Below are 16,805 nucleotides of genomic sequence, written 5' to 3' on the forward strand. Positions count from 1 at the left end.
ACGAATTAGTCAGCTAATTTTGGATTTATATTAGTTTCGGATTCAGGTATCGGCCATTTATCATCCTGACCAGCCCTGAAATTTTTAGATGTAACATACCACCGGAACTTCGGATCAAGTTTTATCGAGGTAGTAGGATACCTTTCAGATTCAGGAAATGGCGCACCCCAAAAGTCACCGGTCAAAACCTCAGCTCCAATATTCCATCTAAATATATCCCAAAGTCTTGTACCTTCAAAGGCAAGTTCAATCCTTCTTTCTTTTCTAAGCAATTCTCTCAGGTTAGATGGGTCAGTTTCTGTAATGGGTGGTAGTGATACGGATGCTCTTCCCCGAACCAGATTGATGCTTTGGTCCAATAATTCCTGAGTTATCACATTCCCTGCCTCCAACTCTGCTTCAAGATAGCTTAATAAAACCTCTGCATACCTAATAATAGGAATATTGCCGCCATAATCAGTTCTAAGGTTGCCGCTGAAAGACTCATCGAAAAATTTTCTTAAACCAAACCCCGTTCTTGTGGCTTGCTTGGAATAGGTCAGTTGATCAACAGACTGGGTAGAATCAGGATGGCAAACATATCTTCTGCCCTGAAAAGTCGATTCATTCCAAATAAAAGTATCCCTAAATCGCTGATCTCTGTTTGCTCCCATGTCTTCTTGAATAAATTTGGAATCATCATAAGAAAAATCAGATCCGTCATCAAACCCATAGTCTTCTGCCAGGCTTCCCATTGGATTTACAATATGCCATCCACTCGAAGCTGCAGGAAAAGCGTGCTGTGGCAAGGCATTTGGTGCCAGGCCTGAAACAAATTGGGAACTAAATATATTCTCCGAACTATTTTCATTTTGAGGTGTAAAAAGGGTGCCATAATCTGCAGCTATCTCATTGTCTCCATAATCAATAATTTGTTTGTAAATAGCTGAGGCCTCACCAAATCTTTCTTCGGAAAGGTAAAGCCTTCCTAAAAAGGCCATGGCTGCCTGTTTGCTAGCTCTTCCAATTTCAGCCGCCCCTAAAGATGAAAATCGGGGCAAATCTTCTATCGCGGCTTTCAATTCAGTATCTACAAAATCAACAACTGTAGCTTTATCAGACTTCTCCACATTATTGGCTTCATCAGGCGTCAATGTACTTGTAATCAAAGGTACATCTCCCCAAAATTGGGACAAATAAAAATATTGAGTTGCCCTGATAAACCTTGCTTCTGCTTTCATTCTGTCAATTTTTTCCTGTGGCATATTTACCAAGTCAATATTTTCTAGGAAATCATTGGCTATGGCAACCCTTCTATAGGAACCACTCCAATACCCATTGACTACATTATTATTTGGAAGCAATGTACCATCTGTAAGTCGGTTATACGTAGAATTATCTCCTCTTCTATCGTAAGCGTTGTCGGTTGCAAATTCCAAAAAAACAATGCCACAATAGGTCCACCAGTCTGATGGCACTACCTGCGTTCCAAACTCAATATTGCCACGATACATGCCTGTCAATGCAATAAGGGCATTCGATTCGGAGGTCCAAAAGGTACCACTTGCAAAAGCGTCTGTAGGATACTGATCAAGCTTTTCATCGCAGGCCGAAAATGAAACGAGTATAAATAAAGAGAGAATATATAATTTAATATTTTTCATAACTGAAGTCATTTTAACTTTATATTATATCAGATTAAAACCTGGCATTTACACCCAGTGTATAGGTAGCTAAAATAGGATAATAAGCTCCCCCTGTATTAATTTCAGGATCCCAACCTTCAAAATAAGAAGTCAAGGAAAGGATATTTTCTCCACTGAGATAAATCCTGAGGTTTTGTAAGCCAATATTGTCCAGGATTACTTTAGGCAGGGAATACCCAACCTGCATATTTTTAATCCTAAGGTAAGAAGCGTTAGTCACCCAGAAATCAGAGGAAACAGTATTTGGGGTACCACTATTTGTGATCACCTCAAGCCTCGGATAGGCAGGGTATCGTTCAGGATTGTCAGGATTAAATCTGCCGTCCATTTGCCACTGCTGAATATTTCCTAAATTGAAAAATGCCAAGCCGGCATATCCATTAAGCAATCCACTTACCCCCGAAACTCCTTGAATAAATAAGGAAATATCAAAATTCTTGTACTTCGCCCCTAAATTCAATCCATAAGTATATTTCGGAATTCTACTACCAAGGTATGTTCTGTCATAAGTAGGGTCAACTTTTCCGTCAGGCACACCGTCCGGGCCACTAATGTCAAGATACCTAATGTCTCCAGGAACAGGATTGGGTGTAATGGAGGATTGACTGGGCCAGGAATTGATGTCTTCCTGGTTTAAAAATACACCATCTGATTTATATCCGTAGTACATTTCCATGGGAAAACCTACAAATAAACTAGAGCCGTTACCCACAAAACCGTTTGGCTGCTCAACATTTCCAAGTCCCAGAGTAACAATCTCATTGTTAATAATTGAAAAATTCCCTGAAACAGAATATTGAAAATCGTTTACATTTTCCCTAAAACCAAAATCAAACTCCCAGCCGGTATTTTTAGCAGCTCCCGTATTCACTTCTCCAATGCCAACGCCTAATACTGAAGAAACGCTAGCGGTAGGCTGGTAGAGTATATCTGTAGTATTGCGATTAAAATAGGTTACATTAAAATTTAATTTTCCCTGCAAAAAACTACTTTCAACTCCTAGGTCAGTTGTTTCCGTGGATTCCCACTTAATATTTGGATCTCTAAATACCGAATAGGCTGCGCCTGTAGAAATACCTCCTCCAATAGGGTAATTTCTGCCTGACTCGAGCACCGTCTGATAGGGATAGTTTCCTATATTCTGGTTGCCTAATACTCCCCAGGAAGCTTTCAGTTTTAAATCAGAAAGCCAAGAGGAATTTTTCAGGAAATCCTCGTTTGATACCCGCCAACCTACAGCCATAGATGGAAAGAGGGCATATTTATTTTCTTGTGGAAACCTGGAAGATCCATCGTACCTGAAGGTGGTTTCGAATAAATATTTTTCATCATGGTTAAACTTCAGTCTTGTAAAAAGAGATTGAATGGCCCATTCAGCATCAAAACCATCTACTCTTTGGTTATCAGCACCACCCATTCCTATGACAGTATAGTCATTACTCGGGAAGTCTTGTCTATAGCCACTGAAATAGGTATTGATTTGGTTTTCAAAAGTATATCCAACAAGAAAGTCGATGGAGTTTTTAGAAAAACTCTTGGAATATTCTCCTAGAAATTGCGCCGTTTTAAAAATCTCTTTATTGCTAAATTGATTCAGGTAAGATTGATCGTGGATTACATCGTCGTTTAACCGTTGAGAAGCCAGGTAAGAACGCTGTTCAAATAAGAATGAATTGTAACCACCGATAGCAGAAAAGACCATCCCTTCTAATGGTGTCCAATCGAGTTTCATATTGAGTCCCGTCCTGGTTCTTGGGTTTTCTAAGTAAGAAGCAGACTGTAGCCAAGAAACCGGTGTCCCCCCACTTTCAGGACCAATACCAAAATCCCCATTGGAGGCCTGGCCCAGAAAAATTGCAGGATATCTAATGGCATTTTGAATCAACTGATTTTCCAATTCTCCTCCTTTATTGGCAGTAGCCTGAGGTTCATTTCTCTCCTCTATCGACCCGAATAAGCGGGTGGTCAATTTTAATTTTTCACCCAATTGGTTTTCTAGATTCAAGCGAAGATTATACCTTGAATATTTATTCTTTTCAATTATTCCATCTTGATTTAAAAAGCCCCCAGACAAAAAATACTTGTTTTTTTCATCTCCACCGTTCAGCGTAAGGGTATGGCCAGTTTGAATTCCCTGCTCCGAGAACAAATAGTCTAAAAATTTGGTGTTTGGATAATTATCCAGATCATTTTGTTCCCTGTATTTCTGAATATCCTCAGCGGTATAGCTGTTGCTTCCAGAGGCAATATTATACATCTCTGCATACTCCCAGGAATTTACAAATTGTGGCAATTGAGTAGGTTGATTGAACCCAACGTAACCATTATAACTTACGGATAACTGGCTTTTTTTACCGGATTTAGTGGTCACCAAAATAACCCCATTTGCAGCCCTCGCTCCGTAAATAGCAGCTGATGAGGCATCTTTTAATACGGATATTGACTGTACGTCATCAGGGTTGATATCATTCATATTCCCCGGTATACCATCTATCAAAATCAAAGCGTTTGGGGTAGCTCCAAAGGACCCTACTCCCCTCACCCGAATATCTCCACCACTTTCACCAGGTCTTCCTGACCTCTGAATCACCGTAACACCGGGCATTTGGCCTGTAATCGCCTGAGACAGTTGCTGTACCGGACGATTTTCTATGGCCTCAGAAGAAATCTGGCTTACGGAGCCTATTACATTGACCTTCTTTTGCGTGCCATAACCTACTACAACCACTTCGTCCAATGATGATTGGTCTTCGGTTAAGGTAATGGTCAGACTTGTTTGGTTACCAACCGTGATTCGTTGGGATTGGTAGCCTATAAAGGAAAACTGCAATACAGATCCTTCTGCCACTTCGATTAAAAAATTGCCGTCAAGGTCCGTAGCAGTTCCAGTGTTTGTACCTTCTACCAGAACCGTCGCCCCCGGGATGGGTTGCCCATTCTCGTCTACGACTTTTCCGTTGATTTCTATAAAATCAAAACTGATGGTAACTTTTTCAACTTGATTTGAATGACTGGATCCTCCTACATAAATGGAGTTATTGACCTGCCTGAACTTCAATCTGGAAGATTGGGCTACCTGTACCAGAATATCATTGACAGATTGTTTTCCGGGCTTTAATGTCACCTGCCCCCTCTCGGTAAGCAGGTCATCCGGAAAAATGAAAACATAGTCTGTTTTGGATTCAAGATTTTGGAATACTTCTTGTATACTCCAGTCCTTGTTGGCCATTCGGATAAATGTTTCATCGATCGGTTTGATCTGGGCTTTGGAATCATTGGCCAGCAAGGTAGTCAGAAACAAACATTGCAGTAAACAGCCGTATAGCAGGTTTTTGGATACCATCTTAATTAGGTATAGTATTTTTCTTTTCATAATTTTGGGTGTTTTATTGAATTGATTTCTTTAAAGCGGGCAGGGTAAAATGTTTCATTTGGCGATGGGAATTTTATCCTGCTTTTTGTTTTTATTTCATAGGCAATTAAAATTTTATAACTACATTTTTTTGATTGATCTGGAAGTCAAAATCAAGGGAAAAACTCAAACCAGTAAGTATGTCTTCAAGGCTTTCATTATTGAACAGGCCCGAGACTTTTCTATTGTCATCCCATTTCATTTCGAAACGGACCCCATACCATGTTTCAAGGGACTGAAGAATCTCCAAGAAAGGTTTACTTTTGAATCGAATCTTACCTTCCTTCCAAAGGATGGTTTGGGCCGGATCAAATTTTCCTTTGGATAAATCTGGAAAATCATTTTGCTGTAATGAAGCCATTTCTCCCGGCATAAGGGTAAGCACTTGTTCTTCTTTGCTTACATTGACTTTGCCCTCAGTGAGCGAAATTTTAACCCCCTCATCTCTGGCATAGGCATTAAAGGCAGTGCCTAATGCAGTGGTAACCACAGGGCCGGTTTTCACTTTGAAAGGCAGGTTTTTATTTGGAGCTACCGAAAAGAAAGCTTCACCATCAAGTGCTATTTCTCTATTGCTACTCCCAAAATCAGAAGAGAAGGTGATCGTGGATAGGGAATTTACAATTACCTCTGAGCCGTCAGGGAGTGTTAACCTTAGCTTTTCACCGGCGGTAGTTTGCTTTCGGATTTCAACAACTGGAATACCCGCCATTTCTACTTGATCTTCCTTTAAAACAATGCTCTCATATAGAAAGTAAACAGAAAAGATAAACAAAAGGAAAGTAGCGGCAACCTTACTAAATTTAAAAAATTGATGAAAAAACTGCTTTCTTTTGGGGGCCTTTGCGCTTTTTATGGTTGCACGATGAATATTACCCAATATTTGCTCCTGTTTTAATTTACTTACCTTATCCGTCTCCTCTGAATTCCAGTTTTCGTGAAGCATCCTGAGGAACTTGTCTTCCGAGTCAGCTTTACTCAACCAATCCATTACCTCCCTGTTTTCCTTGGGCGTAGTATGGTTATTTAAAAATCTTATTAACTTTTCCTCCTCCAAAATATTATTTCATTTTAAGCATTACACCTGGCACCGACTTATTACTTAAAAAAATCGAAAAATATTTTGAGAAACTACTTTTCCCAGTAGAATAACAGCAGAAAATTTCTTTTCTAAATGAGGGGCTACCTTTTAAAAATTCGAAACAATTTTAAATGATAGTATAGAAAATTATGTGACAGATAGGTACAGGTAGGATGGTATACCTTTTTAAAAATTAACTATTAAAAAAAACCAAGATTAATGGTCCATATATAGACACTTTATGGATTAACTCCCCCTTAAGAAACTTGGTAGCCAAATAAATATGATGCTCGACGGTCCTTTTGGAAAGACTTAATTGGGAAGCTATATCCTCATTGCTCAACCCCTCAAATTTACTTAAAAGAAACACCTTTTGTCGTGTTTTGGGAAGGGATTTAATCAGGGCTGTGGTAGTATGCTGCAGTTCTTTATAAGATAATTTTTCGAATACATTATCTGTGCTGACACAATATTTCTCAGGTATTTCTTCGATGGTGCAGTTTTTCTTTTGGTCCCTAAGCTTATTGAGCAATTGATTTTTTACAGATTGAAACAAATAGGATTTGAAGTTTCGGTTTTCATCAAGTGTTTTTCTCCTTTCCCATATTTTGATGAATATCACCTGTACCGCCTCTTCTGCCTCAATTTCGTCGCTAAGGTACCTATAAGCAAAACCAAGTAATTTTGGAAGGTAGCGGAAATACAATTCATCAAAAGCTTTTATATCCCCTTGCCTTAGGGAACATACCAAATCCTTATCAGTATGGTGAATTAGGGGTCGCAAGATCTGGGTTTAAGTTAATTGCTCACAATCACTTCTAGAAAATGGTTATTTACAATAATAGGTAAAAAACTAAAATAACTTATAATAGGATTTTATTATAATATTTCAATTTACGAAAATAAATGAAATTATCTACCCGATTTAAATCAATGGTCATCATGTGTTGATTTTTTCGTTCCTCGTGTTCTTCCGCCAAAATTGAAAAGGCATCTAGTACTTAAGGGGGCTCCAGCGCAAAAGGAATCAAAGCACATGCCCACGAAAATGGGAAGAATCAAATTGTAAAATATGGTTTTAAGTGATATAACCATCACCCTTCTCCCATGACACAGAAAAAATTCGGTATTTTGAGCTACCTTTAGTAAGCTTCATTCAACTATTTATCAATAGATTGAAGATAAGATAACCACTCAATACACAACCTCTCATGAAAACACCTAGAATAATTCAGTTCTTACTATTTATAGGATTTTGCTTTTTACTTAGTTGCAGTACCAACCTGATGGTGCTCGAAGACATGTTGCCAAGGGCCAAACAGCAGTCTTTTGATGTTAAGTTTAACCAAACATCCCTTGTAGATTTTTCCGTCAATTTTGACCTGGTTTATGAAATCAGCAATCCCTACAAAAAAGAACTGCCCATTCCTGATCATGTCATGGGGATATTCGTCGATGGAAAAGACATAGGATTGGCCAAAACACATCAAGAGGTAATGGTACCCGCCAAATCCACCACTTTGCTAAATTATTCCTTTACTTTAAATTCTAACCAGTTGAGGCAATTGTTGGGCAAAAACAACAATATCACCTTTAAAACGGCTATAGAACTGGACCTTACGGATTACACCAATATGTTGCCTAACTTCCAGTTGGCCGTAAGTGAGGATTTTGATCTTGAGTCTTCCGAATTAAAACCTTATCTCAACAAACTACTCCAGAAAAAGATCGGAAAATTCAATTTTTCCTATGAACACAGCGCCCGAGTAAAAATCCCTGCTCCTCCCTCCATCACTAAATCCAACGAACCTATAGAAATCAAACTCTTGGGTACAGGAAGCAACCTTCTCAATCCCAATGCCATCAAAAATGCTTTAATTCCTTTTGGGGATTTATTAATTAATGGAGAAATGGATGGCTTAAAGGACCCTTTTATTGATGCAGTAGTGAAAATGACAGTTCCTGTTCCCGACCCAGTAATTGAAAATATATTTAGGACCAAGGATGTGAAAATTGAGAAATACATGCTTGACTTGATTAGGCCTTTTGACAGTCAAATCAATAACAAATGGAACAACACAAAAGCACTATTGTACCGAAGCAGTAGTTTTAAGCTTACTGATTATTTTGTAGACAATATTCTTGACCCTACGGGAAACCTTGGAGCTTCTCAAAAATGGGATGATTTTCAGGACACCTACGATCAATTAAAATTTACTGAATTTCCTGATCAATTGCCTGGACCACAGACCAGGGGTTTTGAAATTCTTATCCCTTTTACTTTCAGGAATCAAAATGAATTTCCGATAAGTATCCCCATTTTTCGCTCCAGTGTCATCTTACCTGGAGGCCAACCCTTTTCCATGTATGTTAAGCCAAAAGATATGGGAGAGATTAATTTGGGAGAAGTACCTTCCAACCAGGCAGAGATACCCGCCAAGCAGTCCAAGACGCTATATGTGGTTTTCTCCTTTGACATGAAGGCTTTTAATCAAGGCATTTACAGCCTGTTTATGCAAAACCAATTTGAGCCCAACCTGGGTGGCATCATGTCTTATGATTTTGGCTATGGGCCACTTTATATTGGCTATGATCTGAAGAACATGAGTTTGGATTATAAATAGGAAATAGGGCTGTGTGTATATTATACCTACCCCTTCTGATTCGCATATCGGATTGACTCAATGTAAAGCTATGTACGCAATTGGCAATCCTGAAAACTTAAAATCCCCCTTTTTTTCAAAGGGGGCGCAGGGGGATTTTTTACGTAAAGTGTAAACCTATAGCAGTATTTAAATCAATTTCTGTAAACTTTTTTTAGGACGAGTCACATTCTAAAAAATCATTTGTATTTTATTGTCCATTCTCGTAAAAATCCCCCTTGCCCCCTTGGATAAGGGGGATTAGCTGAAATGGGGATTTTGTGCTGATAGAGTGTTATTTCATCGGGCTGAGAAAGCCAATGGGAATGTCGTATCCGTTAACCCAATCGCTTCCAAATCCCCCTTAAAAAAGGGGGACAGAGGGGGATTTTTTACGTAAAGTGTAAACCTATAGCAGTATTTAAATCAATTTCTGTAATCTTTTTTAGACGAGTCACATTCTAAAAAATCATTTGTATTTTATTGTCCATTCTCGTAAAAATCCCCCTTGCCCCCTTGGATAAGGGGGATTTGCGGAAATGGGGTTTTTGTGCTGATAGGGTATTATTTCATCGGGCTGAGAAAGCCAATGGGAATGTCGTATCCGTTAACCCAATCGCTTCCAAATCCCCCTTAAAAAGGGGGACAGAGGGGGATTTCTTACGTAAACTGTAAACCTATAGCAGTATTTAAATCAATTTCTGTAATCTTTTTTAGACGATTCACATTCTAAAAAATCATTTGTATTTTATTGTCCATTCTCGTAGAAATCCCCCTTGCCCCCTTGGGTAAGGGGGATTTGCGGAAATGGGGATTTAATGTTGATTTTGTATTTATTCATCGGGCTGAGTAGGCTAGTGTGTTATACCGTATCCGATAATCATAACGGATCAAAATCCCCCTTCCCCAGTGGCTGAGCGGAGCCGAAGCCTTAGGGAGACGTGACCGTTTCACCTACCTCTTCGACTCCGCTCCGGGTCCGGTTAAATCCATTACTTACCCCATATTTTATAGGATAATATTTCAATACTTAAAAAATTTAAACCATATTTAGGTAACGTAACCGCCAAAATTAAAATTTGCCAATTATATTAATTGATTCAAATAGACTTTACATCAACCATTTTACCATATAATGAAAAACCCTAAATCCATCTTGGTCACGCTTTTGATTTGTTGTATTGTAGGCTTACCTGTAACTATCTTTGCAACAACCTTAGGCGCCAATGAACCTAAGGAACCAAAGCATGTGGTGTTTTTGATCAGTGAAGATCCTTTAAATTATGAAGCACACCTTACCGTCCCTCCTTTTGCGGAGATGCTTGATGAAAAATATGAAGACTTAAAAATTACAGTACTTAAGGGAGAGGGCACACACGGTGCCTACCGCTTTCCTAATCTTGAGATACTAGAAGAGGCGGACCTATTGGTTGTCTTTTGTAGAAGATTGGCCCTGCCTTTTGACCAAATGACAAGCATCAAAAATTACCTCAGGTCAGGCAAACCATTGGTGGGTTTGCGAACAGCCAATCACGGGTTTTCGGTGAGAGATGAAGTGGAGCCCGGTTTCGAGGGTTGGTGGAGTTTTGTACCGGACATCTTGGGTTGTGAAAACAATGGTTATTTCCCTGAGAAATTAGGGACAATTGTGACTGCTTTCCCCAATGCGGAAGGCCATCCAATTTTAGCTGACATAGATTTGAAAAATTGGAAGAGCAAGGGGCAAGTGTACAAAGTAAAGCCCATCATTGACCCAAATGCAGTAATTTTACTCAATGGAAAGCCAAGAGGAAAATCCGACATCGAACCCATTGCATGGACAAGAAATACAGCTTATGGTGGAAAGGTTTTTTACACCTCATTGGGCTATCCTACGGATTTCAAACAAGCACCCTTTATTCAATTGCTGATCAATAGTATTCATTGGGCTTTGGAAAAAGAGTAAATTAGTAAAATAATGCCTAAAATGAACAAGAGAAATTACCTCCTCCCTTTACTTTTTCTTGGCCTATTGGTAAATGACCTGAAGGCCCAAAACCCTTTGCCCAATTGGGAAAAGGTGAGCGAGCAAGCTGATTGGCAGGCCAGGGATTCCCAAGGAGAACTGGTTTATAACGACAAACTCTGGATTCTAGGTGGCTGGTTTGATTCCCACCATGCACCACCAAGAGATGTATGGTCATCCGCCAATGGAAAGGACTGGAACAAAGTAGCATCCAATGCGCCATGGATCCACAGTGACCTGCCCATGACCTTTGGTTTTAAGGACAAAATGTGGATCATGGGAGGCTGGTACAATGGTCGGCTGGAAGGACATTCTGCCAGCAACAGTGTCTGGTCCTCCACAAATGGAGCAGACTGGAAATTGGAAAAGAAGGCAGCTTCCTGGACACCAAGAATTGCCGCAACTGTAGTGGAATTCAAAGGCAAGCTTTGGTTAATGGGCGGTATAGAGAATTATTATTTTGGGGATGAAAAAAGCCTTAAAAACGATGTTTGGGTTTCCGAAAATGGGAAGGATTGGGAATTGGCCACTGCCGATGCTGGCTGGTCTCCGAGAGCTTACCATCAGTCAGCTGTGCTCAATGGCAAGATGTATGTTTTCGGCGGAGGCAATTACACCCCTGAATACCATGCAAAAAACGATGTTTGGGTCACGGAGGACGGTGCCAATTGGGAACAGGTAACCGAAGCTGCCCCCTGGCATGAGCGCATATGGTTTTCATCTGTCGTGTACAGGGACTGCATCTGGGTAATGGGCGGTTGGTCCAACAACCCTTACAAAAACTGGGGAGATGTTTGGTACAGCAAGGATGGCATAAACTGGATCGAATACAAGCCGAAAATATCCTGGCCCGGCCGACATGAACATTCGGCTTTTGTTTTCCAGGATAAAATATTTGTTGCCGGAGGCATGCTCCCTCCCCTAGTCAATGACGTTTGGTCACTAGACTTGCCTGAGGACTGGTAAGGTTCAATTTAACTTTGGTAGATAAAACCTAGTTAAGCATAAATCCAAATATTAAAGTCTCCTAAACCTAATACCACATTACCCCATCGCAAACTCACAAGATCACAAGATCACTCTATCATCACATCACAAAATCCCCCCTTAAAGCCCTTCCAACTAAAGAATTAAAAATAAATTATTATATTTAAACCAATTAAAGCTGGTAGCAGAGGAAGTGCTCGATTAATGCCTATTGTCTAGAAGTTATGGAAGATCTGGGAAACAGCCGAATTTTTGGTTATACCTATTATTTAATCATGGACCTGGATAGCATTTCGAATACAATGTTTCATAAAGTGAAGCCAATTTCAAAGGCTAGGTTACTTCAATTGTAAAGCATATTGCTACTTTGAAAGTTATAGCATTACTTTTTATTGCATTGGTGGATAAAATTTAATTGCCATTCTTGGGAAGCTAGTTTTCAACATCCAAACTCAATTGACCTGATGAAGTACTTAATATTTTTAAGCTTTATTTTGATTTCCTGTGATTTAAGGAAAAGAAATACGGATTTAACAGCTTTCCATCAGTCCAATGAAAAGATCACCTTCGTTAAGCTAGACAGTGTAAAGATTGACTATTTAGGTAACCCAACCGTACATGATATAGATCCTATATCAAAAAGAATCCTCTTTATGGAGCACAAAGAAACCTCCCAAATAATCTCAATTGCTGATTTTGATGGTTCCATTCTAACTTCTTTTTCCAAATGGGGAGATGTTCCTGATAGTTATGGAAATCTTATCGCTCCACTTAAATTCCATGGAAGTAATTCATTTCTTGCTTATGGGTCAAAAGGTTTTTTGACTTACAATTTTGAGGGAAAGCTGCAAAATTTGGTCAAACATAGTGAAAGCCCAAATCAAGGTTTTTCCCGAATTGGATTGGGTCAAGGATTGGAAGAATCAGAAGACCAGTATTTATATTTTAATCCATCATCTCAAACTATTTCTAATAGCGAGAATCGCTTTTACGAAAAACATTTTCCTTTAATTTTGTTAAATCCGAAAACAGGAGATAATGAACCAATTGTTTCATTTCCTGAAACCAGTATCTTTCGCAATGGTAAATACTTTTTCAGCAGTGCCTGGGAACCTTCCTATACCGTATCTGGTAACTTGATTTATGTAGTGTTTGGAGTGGAACCAGCCATTTACATCTTTCAGAATACTAAACCCCATTCCTTGGTATCCAAGATTCCGCTAGAGCTGCCTGATTACCGTTATTATAAGGGCTCAGACACTTATTCTGACGATGTAAGATTTTTTGGACACTCAAAAACTTCTGGAAAAATACGGAATATAAATAAATTAGATAAATACTTTATTATCGCCTATTTTCCTGGTTATGAAAGACTGGACATAGAAGAGGCTTTTATAAGCAAGTCACCAGAGGAAGCAAGGTTGTTTTGGGATAGAATGCGAGAAAAATACCCACATAGAATTGCTATTTTTGATACTAATGGAGATAGGCTAAATGATTTTGAACCAAAGGGATTAATAGCCAGTTCCATGGTTCTTCGAAGCGGCGAACTTTGGATGATGGAAAAACCGAACGAAGAAATAGAGCAGGATTATTTTCGGCTTTTTCGAATAGGCTTGAAGGTTGAACATGAAAATTAATCCTTAAATAGCCAATAACCTTTTAATATTACGGTCCCAAACCTAAAACCCAATCCCAAAACAAACCACCCCCATCACAAGATCACTACATCACCAACTCACTCAATCACCACATCACCAAATTTCCCTCTCAAAACACTTTCAACTAAAATTTTAAAATAAATCATTATATTTAACCCAATTGAAGCTGGCGGCAGAAAATGGGTCGCAGCAAAAACCACTGACAACGATTTACGGGGACTCCGCCGATGGGTGCAATTATCGTTCTTGCCATTGGATAGATCGTATTGTTCTGAATCAGAGATGAATGACGCAATTGTCAGAAATTGCACAAGCCAATTAGGAGAATATAGTCCATAAATCCCGTGATTTGCTTCAATTAGTGTGAATGGGCCCTATACTAAAAAAGTATGGCCTATTTAGAGTTCTATTACTAGGAAATGAATGATGGACTATAAACTTTTACCTGAGAGGGAATGTGTTTAATTATCTCAAATGCTACCTCTGTCCAATGATTAGAAAATGTAAAGAAAAAAATATATGCGGTATTGATTCTTGTAATCTTAATTTCCTGTAAAGAAAATATTGTTGAAAATCGCTCCGATTATTTTTCCAATCTGCAATTTTCCTTAGATACGGTTCTTATTGATTCTGGTGACGAAATTATATTTTTACAATATCAGCTGTTCAGTTCTGATTTAAGCAAAGATGGTAAGCACCTTTTTAATTTTAATGAGAACGATGTTGCCATTGAGAAAATAAACCTGGATGAGTTGCGTCTGGAAGAGAAGTGTCCTTTTGAGAGAGAGGGCCCGAATGGTATAGGGAGTAATGTGGCAGTGATAAAAACATATAACGAAGACCAAATTACACTAACTGGCATGAATCAAACCTCCTTGTTTTCCTTGGACGGGGAAAAGCTAAATACCGTTTATTTTGAAAACTTTTCCTTAGGTGGGCATCCCATGGAAGGTGGTGAACAATTTGGGCCAAGAGTTATACTTGATACAAACGCTGAGAGGCTATATGGATTAAGTTATCGGTACAAGGACAATAATTATGTGTTGGGGATCCTGTATCTGAAGGACTATGAGATTTCTAAAATTGAGCTGAAGAGTTTTGAGAAAATTCCTGATTATAGTTTTAAATATACTTATACAGGTAAAGCCACTGCTCATATGACTCAGGGGCCAAAAGTAGGCATAGAAAGATTCGGTAACAAAGTTATTTTATCCAACGAAATCATAAGCACCTTAATGTGGTATGATACTGAGGTCGACTCTCTATTTATGAAAACATATAATAGTCAACTTACTGCGAATCAAAAAGAGAAAGAATATATAAAGAAACATGAAACCTCAGAATCGTTTCAGATAGAATATAGAAGATATAAGGAGGAAATTAATTTTTTGCCCCCTTTTTGGGATGAGAAAAACAAAGTCTTTTATCGGTTTTCATTGGAGGAGAATGAAAAGAAAACCAAGGTGTATTTAACAGCCTACGACGGAGAATTAAATCAGATTGGAGAATCCCTTGTTCCGCAATTGATCAAGAAACCTGCTAAACATTTCGCCAAGGACGGTCAAATTTGGATTTATGAAAATATAAATGATGAGATGGGATTTGTCCGTTTGAAGATGAAAATAATTGATTAGATTTAAATACTCCTGTACTTGAAATCAGCATTTCCCTTCTAGAACCCGATGCTAGAGACTATGGCCCTACCTGCCTGTGCATCATTGCCAAATATCCCCTCATCCCACGATCACAAGATCACCTCATCCCATATCTGATAAATATGCCAGATCACGAGAAAAATCGGCCTATTCGCAAGATAATTAATTTCAAATATTTTTTCCTTCATAAAATTTTTGCAATTTCCTTCCATATTAAACGTAATATTTTTACAACAAAAAAGAAAAAGACAATACAGAAGCAACCCTGGTAGTAGACTGGTATAGTTTAATTCATTTAATACAACCGCGGATGGAGGTTGTGGCTATATGTGTTGCCCAGGCACTATGTATTGTACGGATGAATCTGGAATCATTTGGTCAAAGGACAGAAAAGTTCAAAGAGATTTTCCAAGTGATACCTGTTCGAATCATTAATAATCTATGGTAAATAGTAGTTAAAAGGCTTCAAAGTAAGAAATATTTTATACTAAGATTAAATTGGGTTGGTTAAAATAATACGGTTTATCGTGAAGAATTTTATGGAATTGTAAAATTAATACTGTTGTGAATTTAACTCAAAACACAAATCAGGTTTTAATAAATGTGGCAATATTAATCATTGTACTATTATGCTTTATAAATTGTTCAGAAGACAAATTGAAATCCGATAATTTAAAAAGCTTTACGGATAAAACGATCCCTAGAACAGTAAACCTGGCTGGCAAAAAATACTTTTTTGAGGAAATAAAAGTGCCGCTTAAAATTTTCATTAAAAACAATAAGTTGATCATTGGCGAAAGCAGAAGGGTACTTGAAGATTTTCCTCCAATTCATGTCCTCGATGCAAAAAAAATGAAATATTTGCGGCCATTCGGTAAAATAGGGTTTGGACCCGGTGAAGTTTCTGACGTCTCAGGAATTGATTTAGGTGCCAATGATAATACTTTCTGGGTTTATAGCGCAATGTCAAAGCATTTTTCAGAATTCGACCTTGATGATACCACATCATTGTCAAAAAATCAAATCAAACAAGAAGGAGACTTCTATATGGCCATGGCCATGGCTTGGTCCTCCGATAGTACAGTTATGTGCCGCATGGTAAATGATCCCCATCAATTTGTAGAATTTTCGATTGATGGAAGGCGCTTAGCGAATTATGGGAAATGGGAAGATCATTTAGTCAGAGAAGACCTAACCAATTATATGATGTCGGATTTACATATGGGATGGTTTAAAGGAAACCAGATAAATAATGTTTATGCATCTGCTGGTGTTTATAGAGATAGAATTGAAATTTTAAACAAAGAGAAAGGAAAAATTTTCATTACAGATGGCCCCTTCAATTACATTCCCAAATTTACAATTGCTAATTCCAGTGGCTCATCTAATAAATTAATCGTGGGTATAGCCGAACCCTTGGCCTATTTGGACATTGCTATATCCAAAAACTATATTTTTGGTTTATATTCTGATAAAACCGAAAAACAATTGAGGGAAAGTAATGAAATCGCCAATGATATCTATGCATTTGACCTGGAAGGTAAAATTAAATGTAATTTTATATTGGATATTTCTATCAGAGGATTGGCGGTAGACGAGGAATCCCAAAAATTATATGGCATCACCACAGATGAAGATCCAGGAATTGCTGTTTTTGACTTACCTGACCTAAAATAA

The 16,805-nt window shown here is 38.4% G+C and carries 10 protein-coding genes; 6 read left to right on the plus strand and 4 right to left on the minus strand.

Annotated features, from left to right (window positions below; translation table 11 throughout):
- Positions 1 to 5: 5 nt before the first annotated feature.
- From AC0L7T_RS18050 to AC0L7T_RS18065, 4 genes are all read right to left on the minus strand, one after another.
- Complete coding sequence (locus AC0L7T_RS18050; protein ID WP_473337226.1) at positions 6 to 1,643, minus strand: RagB/SusD family nutrient uptake outer membrane protein; 1,638 nt, start codon at positions 1,641 to 1,643, stop codon at positions 6 to 8.
- Between the two features lie 34 nt (positions 1,644 to 1,677).
- Positions 1,678 to 5,058: a TonB-dependent receptor gene (locus AC0L7T_RS18055; RefSeq protein WP_473337228.1), complete on the minus strand. Its 3,381-nt coding sequence runs from the start codon at positions 5,056 to 5,058 to the stop codon at positions 1,678 to 1,680.
- Between the two features lie 106 nt (positions 5,059 to 5,164).
- Complete coding sequence (locus AC0L7T_RS18060; RefSeq protein ID WP_473337230.1) at positions 5,165 to 6,154, minus strand: FecR family protein; 990 nt, start codon at positions 6,152 to 6,154, stop codon at positions 5,165 to 5,167.
- Between the two features lie 217 nt (positions 6,155 to 6,371).
- Positions 6,372 to 6,962 carry an RNA polymerase sigma-70 factor gene (locus AC0L7T_RS18065; protein ID WP_473337232.1) on the minus strand — a complete coding sequence of 197 codons (591 nt, stop codon included), beginning with the start codon at positions 6,960 to 6,962 and terminating at the stop codon, positions 6,372 to 6,374.
- 427 nt (positions 6,963 to 7,389) lie between these two features.
- On the opposite strand from AC0L7T_RS18065, the gene AC0L7T_RS18070 reads away from it, so the two are divergent.
- The 6 genes from AC0L7T_RS18070 to AC0L7T_RS18095 all read left to right on the plus strand — a co-directional run bounded on the left by AC0L7T_RS18070 (position 7,390) and on the right by AC0L7T_RS18095 (position 16,805).
- Positions 7,390 to 8,802 (plus strand): hypothetical protein, encoded by a 1,413-nt coding sequence (locus tag AC0L7T_RS18070; RefSeq protein WP_473337234.1) that lies wholly within the window; start codon positions 7,390 to 7,392, stop codon positions 8,800 to 8,802.
- A gap of 1,153 nt (positions 8,803 to 9,955) precedes the next feature.
- The gene (locus tag AC0L7T_RS18075; protein ID WP_473337237.1) at positions 9,956 to 10,765 is read left to right on the plus strand and encodes a ThuA domain-containing protein; all 810 of its coding nucleotides are present in this window, start codon (positions 9,956 to 9,958) and stop codon (positions 10,763 to 10,765) included.
- 21 nt (positions 10,766 to 10,786) lie between these two features.
- Positions 10,787 to 11,791: a Kelch repeat-containing protein gene (locus AC0L7T_RS18080; RefSeq protein WP_473337238.1), complete on the plus strand. Its 1,005-nt coding sequence runs from the start codon at positions 10,787 to 10,789 to the stop codon at positions 11,789 to 11,791.
- Positions 11,792 to 12,276: 485 nt separating this feature from the next.
- The gene (locus AC0L7T_RS18085) at positions 12,277 to 13,452 is read left to right on the plus strand and encodes a hypothetical protein (RefSeq protein WP_473337240.1); all 1,176 of its coding nucleotides are present in this window, start codon (positions 12,277 to 12,279) and stop codon (positions 13,450 to 13,452) included.
- 548 nt (positions 13,453 to 14,000) lie between these two features.
- Entirely contained in the window at positions 14,001 to 15,107 is a 1,107-nt protein-coding gene (locus tag AC0L7T_RS18090) for a DUF4221 family protein (protein WP_473337241.1), read from the plus strand.
- 585 nt (positions 15,108 to 15,692) lie between these two features.
- Positions 15,693 to 16,805, plus strand: a complete 1,113-nt coding sequence (locus AC0L7T_RS18095; protein WP_473337243.1) for a BF3164 family lipoprotein — start codon at positions 15,693 to 15,695, stop codon at positions 16,803 to 16,805.

The organism is Cyclobacterium sp. 10D3-21 (genome assembly GCF_055809755.1).

Bases quoted from the DNA above. Each gene is read 5' to 3' on its own strand.
- AC0L7T_RS18050 (WP_473337226.1), bottom strand. From the start codon at position 1,643: ATGAAAAATATTAAATTATATATTCTCTCTTTATTTATACTCGTTTCA.
- AC0L7T_RS18055 (WP_473337228.1), bottom strand. From the start codon at position 5,058: ATGAAAAGAAAAATACTATACCTAATTAAGATGGTATCCAAAAACCTG.
- AC0L7T_RS18070 (WP_473337234.1), top strand. From the start codon at position 7,390: ATGAAAACACCTAGAATAATTCAGTTCTTACTATTTATAGGATTTTGC.
- AC0L7T_RS18075 (WP_473337237.1), top strand. From the start codon at position 9,956: ATGAAAAACCCTAAATCCATCTTGGTCACGCTTTTGATTTGTTGTATT.
- AC0L7T_RS18080 (WP_473337238.1), top strand. From the start codon at position 10,787: ATGAACAAGAGAAATTACCTCCTCCCTTTACTTTTTCTTGGCCTATTG.
- AC0L7T_RS18085 (WP_473337240.1), top strand. From the start codon at position 12,277: ATGAAGTACTTAATATTTTTAAGCTTTATTTTGATTTCCTGTGATTTA.